General features: G+C 69.3%; 26 protein-coding genes. 18 read left to right on the top strand and 8 right to left on the bottom strand.

Going from position 1 to position 24,479, the window contains the following annotated elements:
• Positions 1-123: 123 nt before the first annotated feature.
• The 7 genes from B3K53_RS10255 (at position 124) to B3K53_RS10225 (ending at position 2,634) form a co-directional block, all read left to right on the top strand.
• Positions 124-390 (top strand): head-tail connector protein, encoded by a 267-nt coding sequence (locus B3K53_RS10255; RefSeq protein ID WP_292084150.1) that lies wholly within the window; start codon positions 124-126, stop codon positions 388-390.
• 2 nt (positions 391-392) lie between these two features.
• Entirely contained in the window at positions 393-689 is a 297-nt protein-coding gene (locus tag B3K53_RS10250) for a phage head completion protein (RefSeq protein ID WP_292084149.1), read from the top strand.
• Complete coding sequence (locus tag B3K53_RS10245; RefSeq protein ID WP_292084148.1) at positions 686-1,093, top strand: DUF3168 domain-containing protein; 408 nt, start codon at positions 686-688, stop codon at positions 1,091-1,093. The genes B3K53_RS10250 and B3K53_RS10245 overlap by 4 nt, the downstream gene beginning before the upstream one ends.
• Positions 1,094-1,240: 147 nt before the next feature.
• Positions 1,241-1,651 carry a phage major tail protein, TP901-1 family gene (locus B3K53_RS10240; RefSeq protein ID WP_292084146.1) on the top strand — a complete coding sequence of 137 codons (411 nt, stop codon included), beginning with the start codon at positions 1,241-1,243 and terminating at the stop codon, positions 1,649-1,651.
• On the top strand, positions 1,651-1,941 hold the full coding sequence (locus tag B3K53_RS10235) for a GTA-gp10 family protein (protein WP_292084145.1): 291 nt from the start codon (positions 1,651-1,653) through the stop codon (positions 1,939-1,941). The genes B3K53_RS10240 and B3K53_RS10235 overlap by 1 nt, the downstream gene beginning before the upstream one ends.
• Entirely contained in the window at positions 1,938-2,111 is a 174-nt protein-coding gene (locus tag B3K53_RS10230; RefSeq protein ID WP_292084144.1) for a phage tail assembly chaperone, read from the top strand. Before B3K53_RS10235 ends, B3K53_RS10230 begins: the two co-directional genes overlap by 4 nt.
• Positions 2,104-2,634 (top strand): phage tail tape measure protein, encoded by a 531-nt coding sequence (locus B3K53_RS10225; protein ID WP_292084142.1) that lies wholly within the window; start codon positions 2,104-2,106, stop codon positions 2,632-2,634. Before B3K53_RS10230 ends, B3K53_RS10225 begins: the two co-directional genes overlap by 8 nt.
• A gap of 133 nt (positions 2,635-2,767) precedes the next feature.
• On the opposite strand, the gene B3K53_RS10220 is transcribed toward B3K53_RS10225, so the two are convergent.
• The gene (locus B3K53_RS10220) at positions 2,768-3,469 is read right to left on the bottom strand and encodes a DUF805 domain-containing protein (protein WP_292084141.1); all 702 of its coding nucleotides are present in this window, start codon (positions 3,467-3,469) and stop codon (positions 2,768-2,770) included.
• Positions 3,470-3,594: 125 nt separating this feature from the next.
• Positions 3,595-4,227 carry a DUF805 domain-containing protein gene (locus B3K53_RS10215; RefSeq protein WP_292084139.1) on the bottom strand — a complete coding sequence of 211 codons (633 nt, stop codon included), beginning with the start codon at positions 4,225-4,227 and terminating at the stop codon, positions 3,595-3,597.
• Positions 4,228-4,312: 85 nt separating this feature from the next.
• Here B3K53_RS10215 and B3K53_RS10210 point away from each other — a divergent pair, with 85 nt between their 5' ends.
• The 8 genes from B3K53_RS10210 (at position 4,313) to B3K53_RS10175 (ending at position 14,212) form a co-directional block, all read left to right on the top strand.
• Complete coding sequence (locus B3K53_RS10210; protein ID WP_292084137.1) at positions 4,313-4,924, top strand: DUF2460 domain-containing protein; 612 nt, start codon at positions 4,313-4,315, stop codon at positions 4,922-4,924.
• A gap of 2 nt (positions 4,925-4,926) precedes the next feature.
• Positions 4,927-5,580 carry a baseplate hub protein gene (locus B3K53_RS10205; RefSeq protein ID WP_292084136.1) on the top strand — a complete coding sequence of 218 codons (654 nt, stop codon included), beginning with the start codon at positions 4,927-4,929 and terminating at the stop codon, positions 5,578-5,580.
• Complete coding sequence (locus B3K53_RS10200; RefSeq protein WP_292084134.1) at positions 5,577-6,020, top strand: NlpC/P60 family protein; 444 nt, start codon at positions 5,577-5,579, stop codon at positions 6,018-6,020. Before B3K53_RS10205 ends, B3K53_RS10200 begins: the two co-directional genes overlap by 4 nt.
• On the top strand, positions 6,021-9,746 hold the full coding sequence (locus tag B3K53_RS10195; RefSeq protein WP_292084133.1) for a baseplate multidomain protein megatron: 3,726 nt from the start codon (positions 6,021-6,023) through the stop codon (positions 9,744-9,746).
• Between the two features lie 79 nt (positions 9,747-9,825).
• Entirely contained in the window at positions 9,826-10,746 is a 921-nt protein-coding gene (locus B3K53_RS10190) for a DnaJ C-terminal domain-containing protein (RefSeq protein WP_292084132.1), read from the top strand.
• Between the two features lie 37 nt (positions 10,747-10,783).
• Positions 10,784-11,944 (top strand): phosphoserine transaminase, encoded by a 1,161-nt coding sequence (locus tag B3K53_RS10185; RefSeq protein ID WP_292084131.1) that lies wholly within the window; start codon positions 10,784-10,786, stop codon positions 11,942-11,944.
• Positions 11,945-12,021: 77 nt separating this feature from the next.
• Positions 12,022-13,317, top strand: coding sequence for an adenylosuccinate synthase (locus tag B3K53_RS10180; protein ID WP_292084129.1), 1,296 nt, complete (start codon positions 12,022-12,024; stop codon positions 13,315-13,317).
• Between the two features lie 88 nt (positions 13,318-13,405).
• Complete coding sequence (locus B3K53_RS10175) at positions 13,406-14,212, top strand: response regulator (protein ID WP_292084128.1); 807 nt, start codon at positions 13,406-13,408, stop codon at positions 14,210-14,212.
• Between the two features lie 147 nt (positions 14,213-14,359).
• On the opposite strand, the gene rpoH is transcribed toward B3K53_RS10175, so the two are convergent.
• Positions 14,360-15,244 carry an RNA polymerase sigma factor RpoH gene (rpoH, locus tag B3K53_RS10170; RefSeq protein WP_292084127.1) on the bottom strand — a complete coding sequence of 295 codons (885 nt, stop codon included), beginning with the start codon at positions 15,242-15,244 and terminating at the stop codon, positions 14,360-14,362.
• Between the two features lie 294 nt (positions 15,245-15,538).
• Between rpoH and B3K53_RS10165 the strand changes: the two genes are divergently transcribed.
• Positions 15,539-17,119, top strand: coding sequence for a DUF5605 domain-containing protein (locus B3K53_RS10165; protein WP_292084126.1), 1,581 nt, complete (start codon positions 15,539-15,541; stop codon positions 17,117-17,119).
• Here the strand turns inward: B3K53_RS10165 and B3K53_RS10160 are convergent.
• Positions 17,116-18,117, bottom strand: coding sequence for an RluA family pseudouridine synthase (locus B3K53_RS10160; protein ID WP_292084125.1), 1,002 nt, complete (start codon positions 18,115-18,117; stop codon positions 17,116-17,118). The genes B3K53_RS10165 and B3K53_RS10160 overlap by 4 nt on opposite strands.
• 75 nt (positions 18,118-18,192) lie before the next feature.
• Here B3K53_RS10160 and B3K53_RS10155 point away from each other — a divergent pair, with 75 nt between their 5' ends.
• On the top strand, positions 18,193-18,831 hold the full coding sequence (locus B3K53_RS10155) for a DUF2799 domain-containing protein (protein ID WP_292084123.1): 639 nt from the start codon (positions 18,193-18,195) through the stop codon (positions 18,829-18,831).
• 201 nt (positions 18,832-19,032) lie between these two features.
• Here the strand turns inward: B3K53_RS10155 and fba are convergent, their stop codons facing one another.
• Positions 19,033-20,097 carry a class II fructose-bisphosphate aldolase gene (gene fba / locus B3K53_RS10150; RefSeq protein WP_292084122.1) on the bottom strand — a complete coding sequence of 355 codons (1,065 nt, stop codon included), beginning with the start codon at positions 20,095-20,097 and terminating at the stop codon, positions 19,033-19,035.
• Positions 20,098-20,350: 253 nt separating this feature from the next.
• Positions 20,351-21,544 (bottom strand): phosphoglycerate kinase, encoded by a 1,194-nt coding sequence (locus B3K53_RS10145; protein WP_292084121.1) that lies wholly within the window; start codon positions 21,542-21,544, stop codon positions 20,351-20,353.
• Between the two features lie 29 nt (positions 21,545-21,573).
• Between B3K53_RS10145 and B3K53_RS10140 the strand changes: the two genes are divergently transcribed.
• The gene (locus B3K53_RS10140; protein WP_313412948.1) at positions 21,574-21,966 is read left to right on the top strand and encodes an endonuclease domain-containing protein; all 393 of its coding nucleotides are present in this window, start codon (positions 21,574-21,576) and stop codon (positions 21,964-21,966) included.
• A 46-nt stretch (positions 21,967-22,012) separates the two neighbouring features.
• On the opposite strand, the gene gap is transcribed toward B3K53_RS10140, so the two are convergent.
• Together gap and B3K53_RS10130 are read right to left on the bottom strand one after the other, a co-directional pair.
• Positions 22,013-23,020, bottom strand: a complete 1,008-nt coding sequence (gene gap / locus B3K53_RS10135) for a type I glyceraldehyde-3-phosphate dehydrogenase (RefSeq protein ID WP_207822693.1) — start codon at positions 23,018-23,020, stop codon at positions 22,013-22,015.
• A gap of 115 nt (positions 23,021-23,135) precedes the next feature.
• Positions 23,136-24,425, bottom strand: coding sequence for a S41 family peptidase (locus B3K53_RS10130; protein ID WP_292084118.1), 1,290 nt, complete (start codon positions 24,423-24,425; stop codon positions 23,136-23,138).
• Positions 24,426-24,479 lie beyond the last annotated feature (54 nt).

The following is a 24,479-nucleotide window of genomic DNA, read 5'->3' as shown; positions in this document are numbered from 1 at the left end:
GACCCGCCGCGTGAGCGGTGGGAGGGTGAGGGGTTTGCAGCGGTGGGACCCCTCATCCGTCCGCCTTCGGCGGCCACCTTCTCCCACAAGGGGCGAAGGAAGAGGGAAACAGGAGATTTGAGCATGAGCGCACCCGTGACCCTCACGGAGGCGAAGCTTTTCCTGCGCGTCGAGCATGAGGCGGAGGACGGGCTGATCCAGACCCTGATCGACGCCGCGCGGGCGCGGGTGGAGGGGGAGGTGGGGCTGAGCCTGGCTTCGACCTCGGCGGCGCCGCTGCGGCTGGCGGTGATGATGCTGGTGCTGCGGGCCTATGAGCGCGGCGAGAGCGAGATGTCGGCGGCGCCAGTCGAGGGGTGGATCGCGCCCTATCGCGTGGTGCGGCTGTGAAGGTGATCGCGAGCCTGGTGCGGGCGGTGGAGGCGGAGACGCCCTATGGCGGGCGCGTCGTCAGCTATGAGCCCGTGGGGTCGCTGTGGCTGAGCCTCGGCGCACGGCGTCGGCGCGAGCGGACGGAGGGCGGGGTGACGCGGGGCGTGGAGACGCTGAGCGCGACCGTGCGGGCCGATCCGAGGCTGGCCGAGGGGCTGATGGTGCGCTTCGGTGGGGCGGACTGGGGTGTCGTCGGGATCGAGGCTGATCCGAAGGCGGCGGGGCGGGTGCGGCTGAACCTGGAGCGGGCGCGATGAGGGATCATGAGGGGGCGCTGGTGAAGGCGCTGATCGAATGGCTGAAGGGAGACGGGGGATTGCAGGCGCTGCTGGGCGATCCCGTGAGGGTCTGGGACCAGCCGCCGGAGGAGCCCGCGTTTCCGCATCTGCTGATCGGCAAGGGCGAGAGCCGAGGGGTGAACGCTGACGGGGGCGGGGTCGAGCATCGGCTGACCCTGACCTGCGCCAGCCGCTTTGCCGGCATGGAAGAGGCGCGGGCGGTGGCGGCGGCGGTGCGGGCGCGGGTCGCTGATGCGCCGGTCGAGGCCGATGGGGTGAAGGCGGTCAGCCTGGGCGTGACCTTCACCGACGTGTTCCGCAGCGCGGACCTGAAACGGGCCTGGGCGGTGATGCGGCTGCGGGCCGTGACGGAAGAGGTTTGAGAACTGATCCTCCCCTGCGCAGCGGGGGAGGGGGACCATGCGCAGCATGGTGGAGGGGGCGGAAGCGGGCAGTGCGTGGGGCTTGCCCCCTCCACCGCTTCGCGGTCCCCCTCCCCCGTCGCTGCGCGACAAGGGAGGATTGAAGGCATGACGGCGCAACGCGGCAAGGACCTCTTGCTGAAGATCGAGGGCGCGGGCGGCGTCTTCACCACGGTGGCGGGCCTGAGGGCGCGGACGATTTCACTGAACGCCAGGACGGTGGACGCCACCGACGGCGACAGCGCCGGGCGCTGGCGCGAACTGTTGGCGGGCGCGGGCGTGAAGTCGGCGGCGGTGTCGGGGCAGGGGATTTTCCGCGACGCGGCGTCCGACGCCCTGATCCGCGAGGCCTTCTTTGAACAGGCGGCCAGGACCTGGCGGCTGATCGTGCCGGACTTCGGCGTGCTGGAGGGGGCGTTCATCGTGGCGGCGCTGGAGTACGCCGGCGAGCACGAGGGGGAGGCGAGCTTTGCGCTGAGCCTGGCGAGCGCGGGCGAGATCAGTTTCGAGGCGCTGTGATGGTGAACGGCGTGCGGGGCGAGGCGGTCGCGGTTCTGGCGGGGGCGGAGCGGAGGCTGTGTCTGACGCTGGGAGCCTTGGCCGAGATCGAGACAGGGCTGGGCACAGCCGGAATGGCGGCGCTGGCCGAGCGGATGCGCTCGCTGTCGGCGCGGGATCTGATGGTGGTTCTGGCGGCCCTGCTGCGCGGCGGGGGCGAGGGGGCGCTGGCGGACGGGCTGGCGAGCGCGGCGGTCGATCCGCGCGAGGCGGCGGAGGCGGTGGCGAAGGCGTTTGCGGCGGCCGCATGACTGCGTGGGGCGAGATGATTCAGGCGGCGGCGCGGATGGGCGTGGGGCCGGAGGGGTTCTGGCGGCTGTCGCTGAAGGAATGGCGGATGCTGACGGCGGGGCCGGTTCAGGCGGCGCCGCTGGGGCGAAGCGAGCTGGAGCGGATGAGGGAGATGTGGCCGGATGACTGATGGTTTCAGGCCGGACGGGATCGACGCCGTGCCGGTGAAGGCGGCGGAGGCGGCGGCGGCGCTGGAGGCGCTGCGGGAACCGGCGGAGCGGGCGGCGGCCTCGATCGAGGAGGCGTTCGGACGGGCGGGCGAGAGCCTGACGCGGTCGCTGACGCGGGCGGCGGCGGACGGGGAGGTCACCCTGGCCGAGTTGGCGCGGGCGGTGCTGAACGCCGTCAATGCGGCGGCGGGTTCGGGCCGGGGCGGCGGTCTGTCGGACGCGATCTCGGCGGTGATGAGCGGCTTCGGAGGGGCGCGGGCCGAGGGCGGGCCGGTGCTGGGCGGCGGGGCCTATCTGGTCGGCGAGCGGGGACCGGAGGTGTTCCGGCCGGCGGGCGCGGGCAGCATCGAACCGATGGGCGGCGGAGCGGGGGTGACGGTCAATGTCAGCGTGGAGGGCGGGGCGCAGGGCCTGCTGCGATCCGAGGCGCAGATCGCACGGATGCTGGCGCGGGCGACGGCGCTGGGCGCGCGAAGGATGTAGCGGCGCTCGGGCAGCGGAGGCGCCGCGCGTCGAGCGATAGCGAGAGAAGAATGAGGCTCAAGCAGCAAGCCGCCGTGCGGCGCGCGGTAGCCTGAACGAAAAAGGGCGCTCCGAAGAGCGCCCTTCAGGTCGATCATTCGCCCTTGGGATTGGGGCCGAACTTGTTGTCGCCGCGCTGGCTGTCGGTGATGCCGATCCAGAGCAGGAAGGCCAGGCCGACCAGACCCATGATGGCGAAGCCGCCAAACATGGAGCCGAACATGGACATGAGGACGGCCGGATCTTCGTTTTCGAGGGCCTGGGGATTGGTGAAGATGGCCAGGCCGACGGCGCTGATGATCATGATGAAGCCGATGATCATGGCGACATAGGGAATGACGACGAACCAGCCGGACTTGCCCATGTCGTGCAGGCGCTTCACCGAGATGGCCAGGTTGGGCCAGATCAGGACCAGGCCGATCAGGCCGCCGATGATCGGCAGCCAGCCGGTGACGATGCTGACGCCGAACAGGATCAGCCAGCTGATCCAGAAGTGCTGGCGGCGCAGGCGGCCGTTGAACGAGAACATGGCGCTGGCGAAGTCGTAACCGCCGCCGGTGTCGCGGGCGACGTAGGCCGAGCTGGCGGCCTGGCCGAAGGCGGCGGCGGGGTCGCCGGCCAGGACCATGATCTGGGTCGCTTCCAGGCCTTCCGGCACGAAATCGACGCGGGCGCCGGCGCGGATGACGCCGCCGGCCTGGATGGCCGAACGGGCGAAGCCGTAACGGATGCTGTCGTCGCCGCTGATCAGGCCCGTGCCCGATACATCGTCGTAGCTGAGAATTTCACCGCGCACGCGCAAGTCTCCTGAGTTCTGAACGGCCCCCGGCCGCATGAGTCAGAACATGACCGAGCGACGGTTTCCAGACAACCCGAAGCGTGACCTTAAGTCAGGTTTTTAAGAATGAGTCTCAGTTTGGGTCAGAATCGTTTCGGCGTGAGGCCGTAGCGATTGGGGTGGGGCTGGGAGGGAATGCAGGCCACGACCAGCATGAAGAGGCCGCCGACATAGGGGACGAAGCTGATCAGATAGAGCCAGCCCGACAGGCCGACGTCGTGCAGACGCCGCGAAGCCAGGGCGATGCCGGGAAACATCAGGAACAGTCCCCATAGGGCGGGCGCCAGCATGGCCAGAACGGCGACGGCGGAAAGTGAATCGCTGTCGTCGTTCAGGCCCACGAGGAAGAAGAAGGGCAGGAAGGCCGCCATTATCGTCAGCCAGGCGAAGAGGACAAAGGACCAGTATTCCAGCCGTCGCGCGCGGCCGTCGCCGTCGACGAACTTCTGGCGGATGCAACGGACAAAATAGGCCCACATCCCGAGCGCGGGCTCGGCCGGACCGAAGGCCGTCGGCGACAACCCTCCGGCCTGAACAAGCAGGGGGATGATCTGGCTGGCGCGATCCTCCAACGGCACGAAATCGACGCGCAGGCCCGGAGCGGGCTCCTGGGCGCCGCCGACGTCGATCCGTGAGAAGCGATAGCGCATCAGATCGTCGCCGCTGATCAGGCCTTCGCCGCTGACCGCGTCGTAGCTGAGAATTTCACCGCGCATGAAGGTCCCCCGACCGCGGTCGATGGGACCGCCTCCGGGTCACTGGACGGGCTGTCGCGGAGAATCAAGATAACAGGAGTCTTTGATGGCCTTTCATGAGGTGCGTCTGCCCGCGCGGCTGGCGTTCGGGTCGACCGGCGGAGTGGAGCGAAGGACGGAGATCACGACGCTGGGCTCCGGATTCGAGCGGCGCTCGACGCCGTGGGCCGAGGGGCGCAGGCGCTATCTGATCGGGGCGGGGCTGAAATCGCTGGACGACATGGCCGCGCTGACGGCGTTTTTCGAGGCGCGACGTGGGCGGCTGTACGGCTTCCGGTTCCGCGACTTCGCTGACTTCAAGAGTTGTGCGCCCGGCGAGGCCGTGGCGGCGATGGACCAGAGGATCGGGACCGGGGACGGGGTGCGACGGATGTTCCGCCTGGGCAAGACCTATGGCGACCATGTGCGGCGGATTGCGAAGCCGGTTGAAGGTTCGGCGCGCGTGGCGGTGAACGGCGTCGAGACGACGGCCTTCGCGCTGGATCACCTGACAGGGGAGATGACCCTGGCCACGCCGCCGATGTCGGGCGCCGTGGTGACGGCGGGCTTCGTCTTCGACACGCCGGTGCGTTTCGACGCCGACCGGATCGAGGTGACGCTGGAGAGCTTCGGGGCCGGACGGATGGTCGCCATGCCGCTGATCGAGGTGCGGGTCTAGCCATGCGCGATCTACCGGAGGAGATGGCCGCCCGCATCGAGAGCGGGGCGGCGATGCTGTGCCATGCCTGGGTGCTGCGGCGGACGGACGGGGAGACCCTGGCGTTCACCGACCATGATCGCGACCTGGAGTTGGAGGGCGTGGTCTGCCGGGCGGGCAGCGGCTGGACGGCGGGGGCGGGCGAGGGCGCGGTCGGCCTGGCGGCGGGCGGGCTGTCGGCGTCCGGCGGGCTGGATGACGCCGCGATCACCGAGGACGACATTTCGACGGGCCTCTATGATCAGGCTCGGGTCGAGTTGTGGCGCGTGGACTGGATGAAGCCCGCGCTGAGGGTGAGGCTTTGGGCCGGAACCCTGGCGCGGATCCGGCGCGCGAACGGGGCCTTTGTCGCCGATCTGGACGGGCCGATGGCGGCGCTGGAGCGGGTCGTCGGGCGGACATATGGCCGAACCTGCGACGCGGTTCTGGGCGATGCGCGGTGCGGGTTGAGCGTCGAGGCGATCGCCGGGCGTCGATGCGACAAGCGCTGGAGCAGCTGCACCGGACGGTTCGGCAACGGCGTCAACTTCCAGGGCTTTCCCGACATCCCGGGCGATGACTTCATCGCCGCGCGACCGGCGGACGGCGGCCGCCACGACGGCGGGAGCCGCCGATGAGGGACCAGGTGATCGCCGCCGCGCGTGACTGGCTGGGGACGCCCTATCGGCATCAGGCCAGCGTGAGGGGCGAGGGCGCGGACTGTCTGGGCCTGGTGCGCGGGGTGTGGCGCGAGGTGATGGGCGAGGAGCCGGAGAGCCCGCCGCCGTACCGCCCCGACTGGGCCGAGGTCGGCGGCGAGGAGACGCTGCTGCACGCGGCGCGGCGCTGGCTGATCGAGATTGCGCCGGAGGCGGCGCGAGCCGGCGACGTGTTGCTGTTCCGCATGAGCGCTGGGTGTCCGGCCAAGCACTGCGCCATCCTGTCGGCCGATGACGGGCCGGAATGGAAGATGATCCACGCCTACTGGGGGCGGTCGGTGGTCGAGAGCTGGATGGGGCCGTGGTGGCGGCGAAGACTGGTCGCGGCCTTCCGCTGGCCGACGATCAAGGAGGCTTGAATGGCGCAGGTGGTTCTGGCGGCGGCGGGCGGGTCCATCGGCGGGCCGATCGGCGCCTTTGTCGGCGCGACCATCGGACGGGCCGTCGACAATCGGCTGGTCGCCGGTCTGTCGCCGACGCGGCAGAAGGGGCCGAGACTGGAGGCGTTGACCCTGCAGTCTTCGGCGGACGGCGCGCCGATGGCTTGCGTCTTCGGACGCGCGCGCGTGGCGGGGCAGGTGATCTGGGCCGCGCGGTTTCTGGAGAGCAAGACCAAACGATCGGGCGGCAAGGGCGGGCAGAAGACGGTCGAGTATGACTACTCGCTGAGCTTCGCCGTGGCCCTGGGCGAGGGTCCGATCGACGGGGTGGGGCGGGTCTGGGCCGACGGCCAGCCGCTGGATCTGACCGGGGTGACGATGCGGGTGCATCGCGGGACGCAGGATCAGACGCCGGACCCGCTGATCGAGGCGGTCGAAGGGACGGCGCCCGCGTTTCGCAGCACGGCCTATGTGGTGTTCGAGGACCTGCCGCTGGGGCCGTTCGGCAACCGGGCGCCGCAGCTGGCCTTCGAGGTGTTCCGCCGGGCGCCGGGCGAGGGGCGTCTGGAGGATCTGCTGGAAGGCGTCTGCCTAATCCCCGGCGCGGGCGAGTTCTGTCTGGCGAGCGAGGCGGTGATGCGTCGCGAGGGTCTGACGAAGACCGCGCCCGAGAACGTGCATCATGCCGAGGGACGGGCGGACCTGCTGGTGTCGCTGGATCAGTTGATGATCCAGGCCCCGAAGCTGAAGCGGGTCAGCCTGATCGTCGGCTGGTTCGGCGACGACGTGCGAGCGGGCGAATGCCGCATCCGGCCGGGGGTGGAGAACCGCTCCAAGGCGACCGAGCCGCTGACCTGGAAGGTGGCGGGTCTGGAACGGGGCGAGGCGCACCTGATCTCAGAGGTCGAGGACGCCGAGGGCGGCGTGGGGCCGGCCTATGGCGGGACGCCGTCGGACGAGACCGTGCGGCAGGCGATCCGGGCCTTGAAGGCGCGGGGGCTGGAGGTGACGCTCTATCCCTTCGTCTTCATGGACTGCGTCGGCTATCCGTGGCGGGGGCGGATCAAGGGGAGCGACGGGGCGAGCGGGGAAGCCGAGGTGGCGGCGATGTTCGGCGAGGCCGAGGGCTGGGGGCTGAGGCGGCTGGCGCTGCATTATGCGGGGATCGCGTCAGAAGAAGGCGCGGACGGGCTGCTGATCGGGTCGGAGATGCGCGGGCTGACGTGGACGCGCGATGCGGACGGCGGCTTTCCGGCGGTGGCGCAGTTCCGGGCGCTGGCGGCGGAGTGCCGGGCGGTGGTCGGGGCGGGGGTGAAGCTGAGCTACGCCGCCGACTGGTCGGAGTATTTCGGGCGGCAGGCGGACGGGGAGGTTCGGTTCCATCTGGACCCGCTGTGGGCCGATGCGAACATCGATTACGTCGGGATCGACTGGTATCCGCCGCTGGGCGACTGGCGGGCGGGCGACTGGCGCGACGGGGGCGGCGGTCTGGACGCCGAGGCCGGGTTCCGGGGACCGTCCTCGGCCGCCTATCTGGCCGAGCAGGTGGCGGGCGGCGAGGGCTACGACTGGTATTACGCCTCGGACGCCGACCGGGCTGCGCAGGCGCGGACGCCCATCCTTGATACGGCCCACGGCGAGGACTGGGTGTTCCGGCCCAAGGACCTGAAGGGGTGGTGGTCGAACCTGCACCATGAGCGCGTGGACGGGGTTCGCAGCGCGACGCCGACGGAATGGATTCCGAAGATGAAGCCGATCCGGCTGACGGAGTTCGGCTGTGCGGCGGTGGACCGGGGCGGCAATGCGCCCAACCTGTTCCAGGACCCCAAGAGCACGGAGAACGCCCTGCCGCCGTTTTCGACGGGGGCGCGGGACGACCGGATGCAGCGACGCGCGCTGGAGGCGGTGCTGAAGCACTATGCCGACCCGCAGAACAATCCGGTCTCGTCGGTCTATGGCGGGGCGATGCTGGACGGGGCCGACGCCTGGTGCTGGGACGCGCGGCCCTATCCTGCATTTCCGGCGCTGAAGGAGGTCTGGGCAGACGCCGGGGCCTGGCGCGCCGGACACTGGCTGAACGGGCGGATGAGCGGCGAGGCGGTCGATCTGATCGCGGCGGTGCTGCGGCGCGGGGGGCTGGAGGAGGATGAGTTCGCCGTCGGGACCCTGGAAGGCGAGGCGGCGGGCTATGTGATCGACCGGCCGATGCGGACGCGCGATGCGCTGGAGCCGTTGCTGGCCGCCTTCGGCGCGACGGCGGCGGAGCGCGACGGGCGGGTGGCGGTGTCGGGGGATGAGGCGGCGGTGCTGACCCTGACGCCGACGACTCTGGCCCTGCCGGAAGAGAGTGGAGGCCTGGCGGCGGAGCGGTCGCTGGAGCCGAGGCCGAGCGCGGCGCGAGTGCGCTTCATCGACGAGACAGCGGATTATCAGACCGGATCGGTCACGGCGCGGGCCGAACAGAGCGGCGACGGCGGCGGGGTGGACGCCGACCTGCCGGTGGTGTACGACGCCGCACTGGCGACGAGCGCGGCGCGGCGGGCCTTGGCGACGGGGGAGGGCGAGCGGTTGACCGTGCGTCTTGGGCCGTTGCAGGCGCTGAAGCTCGAGCCGGGCGACGTCGTCGAGGTTGAAGGCCGAGCGGGCGAATGGCGCGCTGCACGGCTGGACTGGGACGAACAGCCGACGGCGACGCTGGAGCCGGTCGTGCGAATCGCGTCCGCCGAGGCCACGCCCGACTGGCGGCCGGGCGAGCCGCCGATCGTGGTCGGGGCGCCCTTCCTGCGGCTGCTGGACCTGCCGCCCATTCCGGGGTTTGGGCCGGGCGCGGAGGACGACGGCCGGCCTGTGGCCGTGATCGCCGCCGAGCCGTGGCGGCCGATGACGCTGCACGGCGGGCAGGACGCCGCGACGCTGACGCCGCGCGCGAGCGTGACGCAGCCGGCGACGGTCGGGATGTTGATGACGCCGCTGACGCGGGGCGTGCTCGGGCGTTGGGACGAGACCCATGCGATCACGGTGCGGATCGAGGGGACGGCGCCGCAGAGCCTGCCTGCCGCAGCCGTGCTGGGGGGAAGCAACGCCGTGGCGGTCGAGACGGCGGCGGGCTGGGAGGTGGTGCAGTATCGGCGCGCGGATCTGGTCGGCGGAGAGATCTGGCGGCTCAGCGGTCTGCTGCGCGGGCAGCAGGGGAGCGAAGCGGCGACGGCGGCCGGGGCGTCAGTCGGCGCTTTGATGGTGATACTGGATCGGAACCTGCCGCGCGTGGACATGAGCGCCGACGAACGTGGTCTGCCGCGTCTGTGGCGTGCGGGGCCGACGGGGGCGCCGCCGGGCGGGGCGGGGTTCGCCGAGGCCGCCTTCACATGGGAGGCGCGGTCGGCGCGGCCCTGGCGGCCGGCGCATCTGCGCGCGACGGTCGAGGGCGGCGGGCGACGGCTGTCGTGGACGCCGCGCGTGCGGATCGGGGGCGATCGCTGGGACCTGGAGCCCCTTGAGGTCGATCCACGTCGATTCCGGGTGCGGGTGCTGGACGACGGCGTGGAGAAGCGCGTCTGGGAGGTCGAGGGACTGGAGACGGTCTATGCGGCGGGGGCGATGGCGGCGGACTTCCCCGGCGGGCCGGGCGCGGGCGCGCGGATCGCCGTGGCCCAGTGGGGCGAGGGCTATGGCTGGGGCAGCGAAGCGGTCGTGAGGCTGCTCTAAACCATATCTGCCCCTTCCAGCGGGGGTGCGCATGGCTTAACTGACGCTCTGGCTTTTCTGATCTCGGAGCAAACTCGACGTGGCTGGCGATCCCTACAAGGAACTGGGCGTTTCCAAGGGCGCGAGCGCGGACGAGATCAAGAAGGCGTTCCGCAAGCTGGCCAAGGAACTGCACCCGGACAAGAATCCGGGCGACAAGGTCGCCGAGGAGCGGTTCAAGCGCATCACCGCCGCCTTCGACCTGCTGGGCGACGCCGAGAAGCGGGCCAAGTATGATCGCGGCGAGATCGACGCGGACGGACGCGAGCAGTTTCGCGGCTTTGGCGGCGGCCATCCGGGCGGCGGGGGCCGTCAGGGCGGGTTTGGCGGCTTTGGCGGTTCGGGCGGACGCGGCGGGTTCGAGGATATCGACCTGGAGGAGCTGTTCGGCGCCTTCGGCGGGGGCGGACGGGCCAAGAGCGGCTTCGGTGGCGGGTTCGGCGGCAAGGGCCAGGACGTGCGCGCGACGCTGGAGGTCAGTCTGGAGGACGCCATCGCCGGAACGACGCGCCGCATCCAGTTCTCGGACGGGCGGATGCTGGACGTGGCCATTCCCAAGGGGGCGTCCGAGGGCCAGGTGATCCGGCTGAAGGGGCAGGGCGCGCCGGGACGCGGCGGTCAGGCGGGCGACGCCCTGATCGAGCTGAAGATCGCGCCGCATCCGGTGTTCAAGCGCGACGGGGCGGACCTGACCATGGACCTGCCGGTGTCGGTTCCCGACGCGGTGCTGGGCGGCAAGATTCAGGTGCCGACGCCCGAGGGCGCAGTGATGATGACCATTCCCAAGGGCTCGAACAGCGGCAAGGTGCTGCGGCTGAAGGGGCGGGGCGCCTATGCCGGCGGCAAGCGCGGCGACCTGCTGGCCAAGCTGGCGGTGACCCTGCCGGAGACACCCGATGACGAGCTGATCCGGTTCGCGACCGAATGGCGCGACAAGCGCCCCTACAAGCCCGGACGCTGAGCCGACCTACTATCCTTCTCCCCGAGGAACGACGCCTATGACTGCCAAGCCTGACGCCAAGCCGGCTCGCCCGTGGTTTTCCGCCGGTCCGACGGCCAAGCGTCCGGGGTGGTCGCTGGCGGGGCTGCCGACCAACCTGCTGGGGCGCGGCATTCGCGCGCCGGAGGTGGTGGAGCGGTTCGCCTATGGCTTGCGGCTGACGCGCGAGGTGCTGGCGCCGCCCGAGGACTATGTGCTGCTCTACACGCCGGGGTCGGACACGGGCGCGGTCGAGGCGGCGCTGTGGGGGATGCTGGGCGAGCGGCCGGTGCAGGTCGTGGCCTATGAGAACTTCGGCCAGGTCTGGGCGACCGACGTGCGCGACCACCTGAAGCTGGAGCCCGAGGTGCTGACGGCGCCCTGGGGCGAACTGCCGGACCTGACGCAGGTCGATCCGAACAAGGACGTGGTGTTTCCGTGGAACGGCACGACCTCGGGCGTGCGGGTCGATAACGCCGACTGGATTTCCGACGACCGCGAGGGGCTGACCATCTGCGACGCGACCTCGGCGGCCTTTGCGATGGACCTGCCGTGGGACAAGCTGGACGTGACCACCTTCAGCTTCCAGAAGGCGCTGGGCGGCGAGGCGGGCATCGGCGTCATGGTGGTGTCGCCGCGCGCCGTGGCGCGGCTGGACAGCTACCGGCCCGCGCGGTCGATCCCGAAGGTGCTGCGCCTGACCGACAAGAAGGGTTTCGACCGGACGCTGGCCGAGGGGGTGGTGATCAACACCTTCTCGATCCTGACCATCGAGGACTGGATCGACGCCCTGGAGTGGGCCAAGGGCGCGGGCGGCTTGCCGGAGTTGATCCGGCGCACGGACCGGAACTATGCGGCGCTGGCCGAATGGGTGGAGCGGACCGATTGGATCGCCTTCCTGCCCGACCGGCCGGAAATCCGCTCGACCACCTCGGTCTGCCTGAAGTTCACCGACCCGCGCATCGCGGCGATGGACGAGGCGGGTCAGAAGGCGTTCGTCAAACGGTTCAAGGCTCTGCTGGAGACCGAAGGCGCGGTCTATGACATGGAGCCGCATCGCTATGCGCCGCCGGGCCTGCGTCTGTGGTGCGGATGCACGGTCGAGACGGCGGACGTGGTCGCGGCCACGCCCTGGCTGGAATGGGCGTTCCAGACGGCGGCGGGCGAGCTGGCCGGATAATTCTGAGTCTTTGGGGGACTCCTGACGATTCAGGGGTTATAGGCTCCCACCGCATTCTGGATTGCGGAGAAACGGTCTTGGCTAACGTCGCAGTGGTCGGCGCCCAATGGGGCGACGAGGGCAAGGGCAAGATTGTGGACTGGCTGTCCAATCGCGCCGACATGGTCGTGCGGTTCCAGGGCGGCCATAACGCGGGCCATACGCTGGTCGTCGACGGCAAGGTTTACAAGCTGGCGCTGCTGCCGTCGGGCGTGGTGCAGGGCAAGCCTTCGATCATCGGCAACGGCGTGGTCGTGGACCCCTGGCACCTGGTCGGCGAGATCGAGAAGATCCAGGCCCAGGGCGTGGCCATCACCCCCGACATCCTGACCATCGCCGACAATGCTTGCCTGATCCTGCCGATCCATCCGGCGCTGGACGTGGCGCGCGAGGCCGCCGCCAGCGCGCCGGGCGCCAAGATCGGCACGACCGGCCGCGGAATCGGCCCGGCCTATGAGGACAAGGTCGGCCGTCGCGCCATTCGCGTCTGCGACCTGGCCAACGAAGACGATCTGAAGATCAAGATCGACCGTCTGCGCTCGCACCACGATCCGCTGCGCGCGGGTCTGGGGCTGGAGCCGATCGACCCGGAAGCCCTGATGGCGCAACTGCTGGAGATCGCCCCGAAGATCCTGCCCTACGTCAAGCCCGCCTGGCGCGTGCTGGATCAGGCCCAGAAGGACGGCAAGCGCGTGCTGTTCGAGGGGGCGCAGGGCGCCTTCCTGGACGTGGATCACGGCACCTATCCCTATGTGACGTCGTCCAACACCGTGGCCGGACAGGCGGCGGCGGGATCGGGCATCGGGCCGCGCGGCGTCGGCTATGTGCTGGGCATCGTCAAGGCCTATACGACCCGCGTGGGCGAGGGCCCCTTCGCCTGTGAGCTGAACGACGAGGTTGGCGAGCATCTGGCGGTCGTGGGCCGCGAGGTCGGCGTCAACACGGGGCGGGCGCGGCGTTGCGGCTGGTTCGACGCGGTGCTGGTGCGCCAGTCGGTGGCCATCAACGGCATCGACGGCATCGCCCTGACCAAGCTGGACGTGCTGGACGGTCTGAAGACGCTGAAGATCTGCGTCGGCTATCGCATCAACGGCGAGGTGCTGGACTACCTGCCGTCCAGCCTGAAGGATCAGGCCTCGGCCGAGCCGGTGTTCGAGGAGCTGGAAGGCTGGACCGAGAGCACGGGCGGGGTGCGGACCTTCAAGGACCTGAACGCCCACGCGCTGAAATACGTGCGCCGGATCGAGGAGCTGATCGGCGCGCCGGTGGCCCTGCTGTCGACCAGCCCCGAGCGGGACGACACCATCCTGATGCGCGATCCGTTCCAGGGCTGAGGCCGAGGTCAGGGGGCCGCATCCCGAAAAGGGAAACGGCCCCTTAACCCCCTGAGTTTACTTTCTTGGCTCTAGATGGAGCCGAGCCGTGTTCGCTTTAGACGCCAAGACGATGCAGAGGATCGCCCCGGTCGTGCGCCGGGTGCTCATCGTCGATCCCAATCCCGCCGCCGCGCGGCTGCTGTCCGACCTGCTGAAAGGTTTCGGGTCGCGCGACGTCGCGGTCGAGAGCGATGAGGCGCGGGTGATCGATCTGGCGCGCGAGATGGAGCCGGGCCTGATCCTGACGGAACGGGCGGGGCCGCGTCTGGACGGCGAGGCCCTGGCGCGACGCATCCGGCGCTCCAGCCTGTCGTGCCGGCGCGTGCCGATCATCATGGTTACGGCCGAGGCGACCGCCAGCAGCATCAAGGGTGCGCGCGACGCCGGGGTGCACGAGTTCCTGAGGAAGCCCTTTACCAGCGGCGACCTCTTCCGCCGGGTCGAGAACCTGGCCACCAAGCCGCGCGACTGGGTCGAGGCGGTGGGCTACATCGGGCCGGACCGTCGTCGGTTCAACTCGGACGACTACGCCGGACCGGGCAAGCGCAAGGCGGACAAGCCGGCGTCGGCGGCGGAAGCCGTGGTGGCGGTCAAGGACCAGGCGATGCGGATCCTGAACTCGGCCATGGCGCAGTTCGACAGCGACCCCATGCAGGCCGTGCGCGCGATCAAGCAGCAGGCCGAAACGTTGAAGGCTCTGGCCATCAAGACCGGCGACGCCTCGTTGGCCATCGCTGCGGCGGGGCTCGAGACGACGCTGGCGGGCGGTGCGCTGACCAAGGCGACGCTGGGCGGGCCGGTCGGCGCGGTGCTGGCCCTGGCCTCGCCCGAGAGCCTGTCCCGGGCGGGCTGAGACGTTTCGTTTTGAAGCGCCGTCATCCTCGGGCTTGACCCGAGGATAGGGCTGTCGGCTCCGCGCGATGGTTTGAGGTAGCGCTGACACCCCTCATCCGGCCCTGACGGGCCACCTTCTCCCTCAAGGGGAGAAGGGGTTTTGATGTCAAGCGTCGACCAGGTTCCGCTCCTCGGCGGCGGCGCGCATGGCTTTTTGCAGCTTCTCGAAGGCGCGAACCTCGATCTGACGCACGCGTTCGCGCGACACGCCGTACTGGCTGGCGAGTTCTTCCAGGGTGACCGGATCGTCCTTGAGGCGGCGTTCGGTCAGGATGTGTTTCTCGCGGTCGGTCAGTTCCTCCATGGCCTCCTGGAGGAGGCTCATGCGGATCGACTTTTCTTCGCTCTCGGCCAGCTGGGTTTCCTGGCTGACGGCGTCGTCGTCGGCCAGCCAGTCCTGCCACTCGCTTTCGCCGTCGGCGCGCAGCGGCGCGTTCAGCGAGGCGTCGCCGCCGAGGCGACGGTTCATGTTGGTGACCTCTTCCTCGGTCACGCCCAGCTTGGTGGCGATGGCGGCGAGGTGCTCGGGATGCAGGTCGCCTTCTTCAAAGGCCGAGATCTGGCTCTTGGCCTTGCGCAGGTTGAAGAAGAGCTTCTTCTGCGCGGCGGTGGTGCCCATCTTCACGAGCGACCAGCTGCGCAGGATGTATTCCTGAATGGACGCGCGGATCCACCACATGGCGTAGGTGGCCAGGCGGAAGCCCTTGTCGGGATCGAATTTCTTGACGGCCTGCATCAGGCCGACGTTGCCCTCTGAGATCACTTCGCCGATCGGCAGGCCGTAGCCGCGATAACCCATGGCGATCTTGGCCACGAGACGAAGGTGAGAGGTGACGAGGCGGTGGGCCGCTTCGGGGTCCTGATGCTCGCTCCAGCGTTTGGCGAGCATGAACTCCTCGTCCTTGGTGAGCATCGGAAACTTACGGATTTCCGTGAGATAGCGCGACAGTCCCTGTTCAGGCGACATTACCGCGAGCGTCGAGTTAGCCATGAGACGTGGTCCCTCCGACCAAAAGCAAGAGCAGGCGTCGCGGCCATGACCACATGCGTGCGCCATCGCCTCACCCCTCAACCGATCCAGATGGGTATGGGTTGCCGCCTTGTGTAGGGGCGGATCGTCACACGAAGGCGTGACTGTGGCTCCCAAGCCACCGTTTCGGTGAGCTCTATATAGAACACTTGCTGTTGCTGATCAAGCGTTAGGGCGCGGCAGGCTGACGCGCTTGCCAGCGTGGGGCCGCCTTTCGTATGACACCGGTGGACAATTGCTTCTGGGGAGGGGTGAATGACGCAGGACATAACGCGCAGGGGCGCGATCATCAGCGCGGCGGCTCTGGGACTGGCGGGCGCGGCGAAGGCCGAGGCGTCGTCAGCCCGGGTGGAACGCTGGGGCCTGTTCGAGGTCGCCCTGCAAGCGACGGCGACGGGCAATCCCTTCGGCGTCGAGGTGGTCGGGGTCTTCACCGACGGGCGGACGACGGTGCGCGCGCCCGGCTTTTATGACGGCGAGGGCGTGTGGCGCATCCGCTTCTCGCCGCCCGAGACCGGCGTGTGGCGCTGGACCAGTGAAAGCGCGCTGGCGGCTCTGAATGGAAAGCAGGGGCGGTTCGAGGCCGTGGCCCCCGGCGCCGGCAACCACGGCCCGGTCGGGGTGGTCGACACCTATCACTTCGCCCATGCGGACGGCACGCCCTACCGCCAGATCGGCACCACGGCCTATGGCTGGACTCATCAGCCGCAGGCGAAACGAGCGCAGACGCTGGCGACGCTGGAGACCGCGCCCTTCAACAAGATGCGGATGCTGGTCTTTCCCAACGCCTCGGTGAAGACCAACGAGGCCCTGTTCCCGTTCGAGAAGACCGGGCCGGGTGATCGGGACTGGGATCTGACGCGGTTCAACCCGGCCTACTTCCAGCGGCTGGAGGCCTGCGTCGCCGCACTGGGCGCGCTGGGCGTTCAGGCGGACGTCATCCTCTTCCATCCCTATGACGGCCGGTACGGCTTCGATGAGATGCCAGCCGAGGCGGATGATCGGTATCTCCGCTATGTCGTGGCGCGGTTGGCGGCCTATCGGAATGTCTGGTGGTCGATGGCCAATGAGTTCGACATCCTGAAGACCAAGACGGATGCGGACTGGGACCGTCTGTTCCAGGTGGTGCAGGCCAGCGATCCCTATGGCCGGCTGCGGTCGATCCACAACTGGCGCCGCCTGTACGACAACGGCAAGCCCTGGGTGACCCATTCCAGCATCCAGAACGGGTCGGCCGTGCTGGACGACGCGCGGGCCGAGACCTATCGCAGCGTCTGGCGGAAGGCGGTGATCTTCGACGAGGTCTGTTACGAGGGCTCGCTGAGCGAGCGCTGGGGCAACCTGACCGGACCGCAGATGGTGCGGGCCTTCTGGCACGGCCTGATCGCCGGCACCTATGTCGGCCATTCGGAGTGCTTCCCCGTCGATGGCGGCGAGTTCTGGCTAGGCGAGGGCGGCGAACTGCGCGGCGAGAGCGCGCCGCTGCTGGCCTTCCTGAAGACGATCATGGAGGCGGGGCCGCGTCCTGGGATCGAGCCGATCGACAAGTGGTGGGAGCAGCACCTCGGCGGCGTGCCGGGGCAATACTACCTGCGATACTTCGGCGACGACGCCCCGACCGAATGGGCGGTGGACGTGCCGCGCGACGAGATCACCGGCGGGGAGCGCTTCCGGGCCGACGTCATCGACACCTGGAACATGACGGTCGAGGCCGTGCCCGGCGTGTTCACCCTGGCGCAGAAGGACACGAAGTACTTCTTCCACGATCCGGCGCGGCCGACGCTGGCCCTGCCGGGGCGCAAGTGGATGGCGGTGCGGCTGACGCGGGTGGCCTAGAGCTCGGCGAGAAGGGCTTCCAGCCGGCGCATGTCCTCGGGCGGGGCGGTTTCGAAGCGCAGGGCCCGGCCGGTCACCGGGTGGACGAAGCCGAGGACGGCGGCGTGCAGGGCCTGACGCGTCAGGCCGACCTCGGTGACGGCGGCGCGGACGGGGGCGGCGGGGCTGCCCGAACCATAGACGGGGTCGCCGAGCAGGGGCGCGCCTTTCGACGCCATATGGACGCGGATCTGGTGGGTGCGGCCGGTGTGCAGGGTGCAGGCCACGCGGGCGGCCATGGGCGCGCCAGACGCCTTGGCGGGTTGGCCGAAGGTCTGCTGCACCACATAGTCAGTGACGGCCTCGCGTCCGCCGCCCTTGAGCACGGCCATCTTCTTGCGGTCATGGGGGGAGCGGCCGATCAGGGTCTGGATGCGGCCCTTTTCCGGCGAGGGGGCGCCGCGCGTGAGGGCGATATAGGTGCGCTCAATGTCGTGGGCGGCGAACAGGGCGGACAGGCCCTGGTGGGCGCGGTCGGTCTTGGCGGCGACCATGACGCCGGAGGTGTCCTTGTCCAGGCGGTGGACGATGCCGGGACGGGCCACGCCGCCGATGCCGGACAGGCCAGCGCCGCAATGGGCCAGCAGGGCGTTGACCAGGGTGCCGGTCTCGCAGCCGGGCGCCGGGTGGGCGGCCATGCCGGGCGCCTTGTCGATGACGATCAGGTCGGCGTCCTCGAAAAGGACGGTCAGGGGGATGGCCTCGGGCAGGGGCGTGGCCGGGGCGACGGGCGGCAGGATGACGGCGTAGAGGCCCGCTTGCGCCTTGGCCGAGCCGCTGGTGATCGGCTGGCCGTCGCGGGTGACGGCGCCCTCGGCCAGCAGGGCTTGCAGCCGGGCGCGCGACAGGGTGGGGAAGGCGGAGGCCAGGGCCTTGTCCAGACGGACGCCGGGCGCGTCGATCCGCGCCTCGAGCATTTCCGCGTCGTCGTCTTCCGTCAGCAAAGGTTCATCGGCCATAGGGCGAGATAGCATGGCTTGCGGGGCGGGTCGTCATGTCGTCCTTTGCCGCGGTTCAGCTTTGGGGAGAGGGACATGAGGTTTGTGATCGTCGCCGCCGTCGCCGCAACGGGCGTCGCGCTTCTGGCCGGCTGCACCACCATGACCAAGGAACAGTGCCTCGCGGGGGCATGGGGCGAGAAGGGCTATCAGGACGGGTTGGCGGGCTATCGGCCCAGCCGGCTGGACGATCATGCCCAGGCCTGCGCCAAGTATGGGGCGGCGCCCAACCCCAGCGCCTATCTGTCGGCGCGCGAGGACGGGCTGCGGACCTATTGCACCTGGGAGAGCGGCTTCCGTCAGGGACGTCAGGGGAACAGCTACGGCGGCGTCTGCTCACCGGTCGAGGAGCGCGACTTCCTGCCCGCCTATGAGGACGGGCGGCGGATCTATGTGGTGGAGCAGGCGGTGTCCTCGGCGGAAAGCGCGCTGAACTCGGCCATCAGCCGCATCGAGAGCCGCGAGGACAAGCTGGAGGCCAAGCAGCGCGAACTGCGCCAGGACGGCCTGACGGACGAGGAGCGTGACCGCATCCGCGACCGTATCCGCGAGGTGCGCGGCGAACTTCAGGAGGCGCGCCGCGATGCGCGCCGTGCGGAGGAAGAGCTGCGCTATGCCGAGATCGAGGCGCGGCTGGTGATCGGGGTGATCGGCGGGCGTTACGGCGTCTGGTGACGAACTGAGAGCAGGCTGATCCTCCCCCATGCAGCGTAGCGGAATGGGGGAGGGGGACCATGCGCAGCATGGTGGAGGGGGCGAGATCTGGCCTCGCCGTCTTCCATTGAAACGCTGCGGTTGTGGCCGCCCCCTCCACCACTACGTGGTCCCCCTCCCCCGCAAGCGGGGGAGGATCAAGAGCGGGCGGCAATCAGCCGATCAGCCGATGCGCGGGTCCAGTTCGCCGGCGGCGTAGCGCTTGGCCATCTGGGCGGTGGACAGGGGCTTGATCTTGGACGCCTGGCCTTCGCAGCCGAACTGCTGGTAGCGCTCGATGCACAGCTTCTTCATGGCTTCCTTGGCGGGCTTCAGATAGGCGCGCGGGTCGAACTCGCTGGGCTTCTCGGCCAGGACCTTGCGGATGGCGCCGGTGATGGCCATGCGGTTGTCGGTGTCGATGTTGATCTTGCGCACGCCGTGCTTGATGCCGCGCTGGATTTCCTCGACCGGCACGCCCCAGGTCTGGGGCATCTGGCCGCCGTAGGCGTTGATGATGTCCTGCAGGTCCTGCGGCACCGAGGACGAGCCGTGCATCACCAGGTGGGTGTTGGGCAGGCGGCGGTGGATTTCCTCGATCACGTTCATGGCCAGGACGTCGCCGTCCGGCTGGCGCGTGAACTTATAGGCGCCGTGCGAGGTGCCCATGGCGATCGCCAGGGCGTCGACCTTGGTGGCCTTGACGAAGTCGACGGCTTGATCCGGGTCGGTCAGCAGTTGCGAGTGGTCCAGCTTGCCCTCGAAGCCGTGGCCGTCTTCGGCCTCGCCCATGCCGGTCTCCAGCGAGCCGAGCACGCCCAGTTCACCCTCGACCGAGACGCCGCACGAGTGGGCCATCTCGGTGACGCGACGGGTGACGTCGACGTTGTATTCGTAGGAGGCGGGGGTCTTGGCGTCTTCTTCCAGCGAGCCGTCCATCATCACCGAGGTGAAGCCGTACTGGATGGCGGTGGCGCAGGTGGCCGGGCCGTTGCCGTGGTCCTGGTGCATGCAGACCGGGATGTGCGGATAGAGCTCGGCCAGGCCGTCGATCAGCTTGGCCAGGATGATGTCGTTGGCGTAGGAGCGGGCGCCGCGCGAGGCCTGGATGATGACCGGGGCGTTGACCTCATGGGCCGCCTCCATGATCGCCAGACCCTGCTCCATGTTGTTGATGTTGTAGGCCGGCAGGCCGTAGTCGTGCTCCGCCGCGTGGTCGAGCAGTTGTCGCAGCGTGATGCGCGCCATGGGTATTCTCCTGAGCCGGTATTGTTTTGCCGAGGCTTTAGCCCGAAGGGGCGGGGAAGTCACGCCGGGCGGCATGTGAACATCCTTCTCCCCTTGAGGGAGAAGGTGGCAGGCGAAGCCTGACGGATGAGGGGGGTGAGCGCCGCCCAGCCGATCACGGCCGAAACGCTGAGCCACGACACTTCAAGCGTCGCGCCGACACCCCTCATCCGGCCCTGACGGGCCACCTTCTCCCTCAAGGGGAGAAGGGCGTTTATGCGCGCAGGGCTTCGACGCCCGGAAGCACCTTGCCCTCCATCCATTCCAGGAAGGCGCCGCCGGCGGTGGAGACGAAGGTCATGTCGTCGGCCGTGCCGGCGTGGTTCAGGGCCGCGACGGTGTCGCCGCCGCCGGCCACGGCGACCAGCTTGCCGGCGTGGGCCAGTTCGGCGGCGTGTTTGGCGGCGGCCACGGTCGCCTTGTCGAAGGGCGGGACCTCGAACACGCCCAGCGGGCCGTTCCAGATCAGGGTCTTGGACAGGTCCATGGCGCGGGCCAGACGGGCGACGGTTTCAGGACCGGCGTCCAGGATCAGGTCGTCGGCGGCGATGCGGTCGAGGGCGCGGACGCCGGATTCGATGCCGGGCTTCACGCCCTTGGCGACCACGACGTCGACCGGCAGCAGCAGTTCGCAGCCCTTCTGGCGGGCTTCCTCGATGATTTCGAGCGCGGTCTCGGCCAGGTCCTTCTCGCACAGCGACCCGCCGACATCGACGCCCTGGGCGTGCAGGAAGGTGTTGGCCATGCCGCCGCCGATGGCCAGGTAGTCCAGCTTGGCGACCAGGTTTTTCAGCAGGTCCAGCTTGGTCGAGACCTTGGCGCCGCCGACGATGCCGATGACGGGCTTCTGCGGATTGCCGAGCGCCGCGTCCAGCGCCGACAGCTCGCGCGCCATGGCGCAACCGGCATAGGCGGGCAGCAGGCGGGCCAACCCTTCCGTCGAGGCGTGGGCGCGGTGCGCCGCCGAGAAGGCGTCGTTGACGTAGAGGTCGCCCAGTTCCGCCAGTTGGGCGGTGAAGGCCGGGTCGTTCTTTTCCTCGCCCTTGTGGAAGCGGACGTTCTCCAGCAGCAGCACGCCGCCGGCGTCGAGATCCGCCACGGCGGCCTTGGCCTCGTCGCCCACGCAGTCGTCGGCGAAGCGGACGGGGCCATGCAGCAGCAGCTCCAGCGGCTCGACCACGGGGCGCAGGCTCATGGAGGCGACGCGCTCGCCCTTGGGCCGGTCGAAGTGGGCCAGCAGCACCACCTTGGCGCCGGCTTCGCGCAGGCGGTGGATGGTCGGCAGGGCGGCCTTCAGACGGGTGTCGTCGGTGACCTTGCCGCCCTCCATCGGCACGTTGAAGTCCACGCGGACCAGAGCGGTCTGGCCCGACAGGTCAGCGGCGTCGTCGAGGGTGCGGAAGGTCATGGGATATCTCTGTTCTTCCTTCTCCCCTCGTGGGAGAAGGTGGTTCGCGGAGCGAGCCGGATGAGGGGGCGGTGAACCAGACGCGGCGATTGAGGGCGGGAATGACGCCGACCGAGGCGGCGATGTGGCGTATCCTGCGCGGTCGCGGCTTTGAAGACCACAAGTTCCGACGCCAGACGCGCATCGGACCCTGGATTGCTGACTTCTGTTGCTACGAACTCAAGCTGGTGCTCGAGATGGATGGGGGCGTGCATCGGCTGCGCCAAGCAGAAGACGCCGCGAGAGACGCCGACCTGAAACAACGCGGCTTCACCGTCCTGCGCTTCGCGAATGAAGCCGTGCTGACAAATCCGAACCGGGTTCTGGATGCGGTCAGACGTCATGTGGCGCAAAGGCCCCCTCATCCGTCAGGCTCCGCCTGACACCTTCTCCCACGAGGGGAGAAGGGTCAGTAAGCGGTGTTCCTGCTTAAAGGAACTTGGCCATCACCAGGGCGGTGTCGGCCATGCGGGTCGCGAAGCCCCACTCGTTGTCGTACCAGCTGAGGACGCGGGCCAGCTTGCCGTCGATGACCTGGGTCTGCGGCAGGGCGGCGGTCGACGAGGCGGCGATGTGGTTCAGGTCCGACGAGACCAGCGGGTCGGTCGTGGTGAACAGGACGCCGTTCATCGGGCCGTCGGCGGCGGCTTGCAGGGCGGCGTTGATTTCCTCGACGGTCACGTCGCGGGCGGCGACGACCTTCAGGTCCACGACCGAGACGTTCGGGGTCGGGACGCGGATCGACGAGCCGTCCAGCTTGCCCTTCAGTTCCGGCAGGACCAGGCCCAGGGCCTTGGCGGCGCCGGTCGAGGTCGGGATCATGCTGAGGGCGGCGGCGCGGCCGCGGTACAGGTCCTTGTGCATCGTATCCAGCGTCGGCTGGTCGCCGGTGTAGGCGTGGATGGTGGTCATGTAGCCGCGCTCGATGCCGAACAGGTCGTTCAGCACCTTGGCCACCGGGGCCAGGGCGTTGGTGGTGCACGAGCCGTTGGACACGACGATGTCGTCGGCGGTCAGGGTCTCATGGTTGACCTTGAAGACGATGGTCTTGTCGGCGTTGTCGGCGGGGGCCGAGACCAGAACGCGCTTGGCGCCGGCCTTCAGGTGGGCCGAAGCCTTGTCCTTGGAGGTGAAGATGCCGGTGCACTCGAAGGCGATGTCCACCTTCAGCTCGGCGTGGGGCAGGTTGGCCGGGTCGCGCTCGGCGGTGACCTTGATCTTGCCGGTGCCGACGTCGATCCAGTCCTCGCCCGAGGTCACGGTGCCGGGGAAGCGGCCGTGCACCGAGTCATAGCGCAGCAGGTGAGCATTGGTCTCGACCGGACCCAGGTCGTTGATCGCCACGACCTCGATGTCCTTGCGGCCATGCTCGACGATCGAGCGAAGCACGAGGCGGCCGATGCGGCCGAAGCCGTTGATGGCGACGCGAACGGTCATGGGGAGGTCTCCTGAGCAAGGACGGTTTTTAGTTGGATGCCTTCTCGGACTATCGGCGTCACGATTCAACCCCGCGCCCGTAACAAGGTGTGATCGGGTGTAACCGAACCCAAACCTAGGCGGAGCGGCGCAGCAGGCGAGTGACGCCGGTCTGGCTGTCGAGAACCTCCAGCGCGGTGACGCGGCCAGTCTCGTCGCGCACGAAGCGGATGCGGCGATAGGGCTCGTCCACGTCGAAGAAGAGGTCGGGCGAAAGGGCGCGCAGCCGCCAGGCCGGGCGGCGCTCGTTCTTCCAGGTCAGGCCGTCCGCGCTGGCCTGAACCACGGAGCCGCCATAGGCGCCGAGGTAGGCGGCGGGGTCGAACGCGGCGGGCTTGGCGTCCAGGGCTTCTCGCACCCATACAGCCTCTGTCGCGGCGGCGGGCGCGGCGCCGGACTGACCGGCCAGCGCGGTCTTCCAGGCCGCATCCAGCGCCTCCTCGGCAGGCACGGCCACGTCGGGGCGGACGCCGATCTTCTCCCAGTTGCCGCCGGTCAGGGGATTGGTCGGCGAGCCGGTCGAGATGAAGACGCGATAGCCCGAGGGCGTGAAGACGGGACCGCCGGGATTGGCCGCGCCGCCCGAGGTTTCGCCGACGATGACGGCGCGCCTTGCAGCCTGCATCGTATAGGCGAAGGCTTCGGCCGCCGAGCCGGTGCGACCGCTGATCAGGACATAGACCGGCACGTCCACGCGCGGCGCGGCGTAGGGCTGGGCGGGGGCCTCGCGGCTTTCGCCTTCGCGGGAATGGAAGCGGTTATAGACGTCGGCGTCCGGTCCGACGAAGGCGCTGACCAGATAGCCGACCATGGCGGGCGAACCGCCGCCGTTGTTGCGTAGGTCGAAGATGACGGCGTCTGTGCTGGAAACCAGTTGCAGCGCGGCATCGACCTGTTTGCGGGCGGGATCATCGGCCCCCTCGAAGTCGCCGAAGAAGCGCATCTCGATCAGGCCGACATTGCCCGGCAGGACCTGAACCGAGCGGAAGTCCTGGCCCTGACGGGCGGCGACCACGGGGAAGGGCACGGGGACGAGACCCGACGAAGCCGTCGTCGATCGGGCGGGAGCAGGGCCCGACGGCGCCGGTTTGCCGACGCTGAAATGCTGGTCCCAGGGTTCCAGCCGCGCGGTCAGGGCTGTTTCCAGATCGCAGGGATCGGTCAGGCTGTCGTACCGGCCCTGGGCGGCTTCAGCTTCCAGCGCGGCGGCGATGACCTCGGCCTTGGCGGGATCGAAATAGGCGTCGCGGATGGCGGCGGCGATCTCGCTGACGACGATACGGGGCGCGGCGGGCGCCTCGGTCTGTCGCGCCAGGGCGGGCGAGGCGGCGAGGAGCAGGGCGACGAGGAGCGCGGGCGTTTTCATGCCCCTCAGCTTATGCCGCCGCCCCGTCTTGGCGAGTGAACTCGCCGTAAGGTC

The sequence above is a fragment of the Brevundimonas sp. UBA7506 genome (assembly GCF_002479495.1).
In the GTDB taxonomy this organism is placed as follows: Bacteria; Pseudomonadota; Alphaproteobacteria; order Caulobacterales; family Caulobacteraceae; genus Brevundimonas.
The sequence above is the reverse complement of the archived record's forward strand: the minus strand, read 5'-3'. Positions and strand labels throughout refer to the sequence as shown.

Coding starts and splice junctions, on each gene's coding strand:
- rpoH (WP_292084127.1), bottom strand. CDS start 15,244: ATGGCTAACTCGACGCTCGCGGTAATGTCGCCTGAACAGGGACTGTCG.
- B3K53_RS10160 (WP_292084125.1), bottom strand. CDS start 18,117: ATGGCCGATGAACCTTTGCTGACGGAAGACGACGACGCGGAAATGCTC.
- B3K53_RS10155 (WP_292084123.1), top strand. CDS start 18,193: ATGAGGTTTGTGATCGTCGCCGCCGTCGCCGCAACGGGCGTCGCGCTT.
- B3K53_RS10200 (WP_292084134.1), top strand. CDS start 5,577: ATGAGGGACCAGGTGATCGCCGCCGCGCGTGACTGGCTGGGGACGCCC.
- B3K53_RS10130 (WP_292084118.1), bottom strand. CDS start 24,425: ATGAAAACGCCCGCGCTCCTCGTCGCCCTGCTCCTCGCCGCCTCGCCC.
- gap (WP_207822693.1), bottom strand. CDS start 23,020: ATGACCGTTCGCGTCGCCATCAACGGCTTCGGCCGCATCGGCCGCCTC.
- B3K53_RS10145 (WP_292084121.1), bottom strand. CDS start 21,544: ATGACCTTCCGCACCCTCGACGACGCCGCTGACCTGTCGGGCCAGACC.
- B3K53_RS10195 (WP_292084133.1), top strand. CDS start 6,021: ATGGCGCAGGTGGTTCTGGCGGCGGCGGGCGGGTCCATCGGCGGGCCG.
- B3K53_RS10230 (WP_292084144.1), top strand. CDS start 1,938: ATGACTGCGTGGGGCGAGATGATTCAGGCGGCGGCGCGGATGGGCGTG.
- B3K53_RS10215 (WP_292084139.1), bottom strand. CDS start 4,227: ATGCGCGGTGAAATTCTCAGCTACGACGCGGTCAGCGGCGAAGGCCTG.
- B3K53_RS10225 (WP_292084142.1), top strand. CDS start 2,104: ATGACTGATGGTTTCAGGCCGGACGGGATCGACGCCGTGCCGGTGAAG.
- B3K53_RS10235 (WP_292084145.1), top strand. CDS start 1,651: ATGGTGAACGGCGTGCGGGGCGAGGCGGTCGCGGTTCTGGCGGGGGCG.
- B3K53_RS10205 (WP_292084136.1), top strand. CDS start 4,927: ATGCGCGATCTACCGGAGGAGATGGCCGCCCGCATCGAGAGCGGGGCG.
- fba (WP_292084122.1), bottom strand. CDS start 20,097: ATGGCGCGCATCACGCTGCGACAACTGCTCGACCACGCGGCGGAGCAC.
- B3K53_RS10165 (WP_292084126.1), top strand. CDS start 15,539: ATGACGCAGGACATAACGCGCAGGGGCGCGATCATCAGCGCGGCGGCT.
- B3K53_RS10245 (WP_292084148.1), top strand. CDS start 686: ATGAGGGATCATGAGGGGGCGCTGGTGAAGGCGCTGATCGAATGGCTG.
- B3K53_RS10185 (WP_292084131.1), top strand. CDS start 10,784: ATGACTGCCAAGCCTGACGCCAAGCCGGCTCGCCCGTGGTTTTCCGCC.
- B3K53_RS10255 (WP_292084150.1), top strand. CDS start 124: ATGAGCGCACCCGTGACCCTCACGGAGGCGAAGCTTTTCCTGCGCGTC.
- B3K53_RS10210 (WP_292084137.1), top strand. CDS start 4,313: ATGGCCTTTCATGAGGTGCGTCTGCCCGCGCGGCTGGCGTTCGGGTCG.
- B3K53_RS10240 (WP_292084146.1), top strand. CDS start 1,241: ATGACGGCGCAACGCGGCAAGGACCTCTTGCTGAAGATCGAGGGCGCG.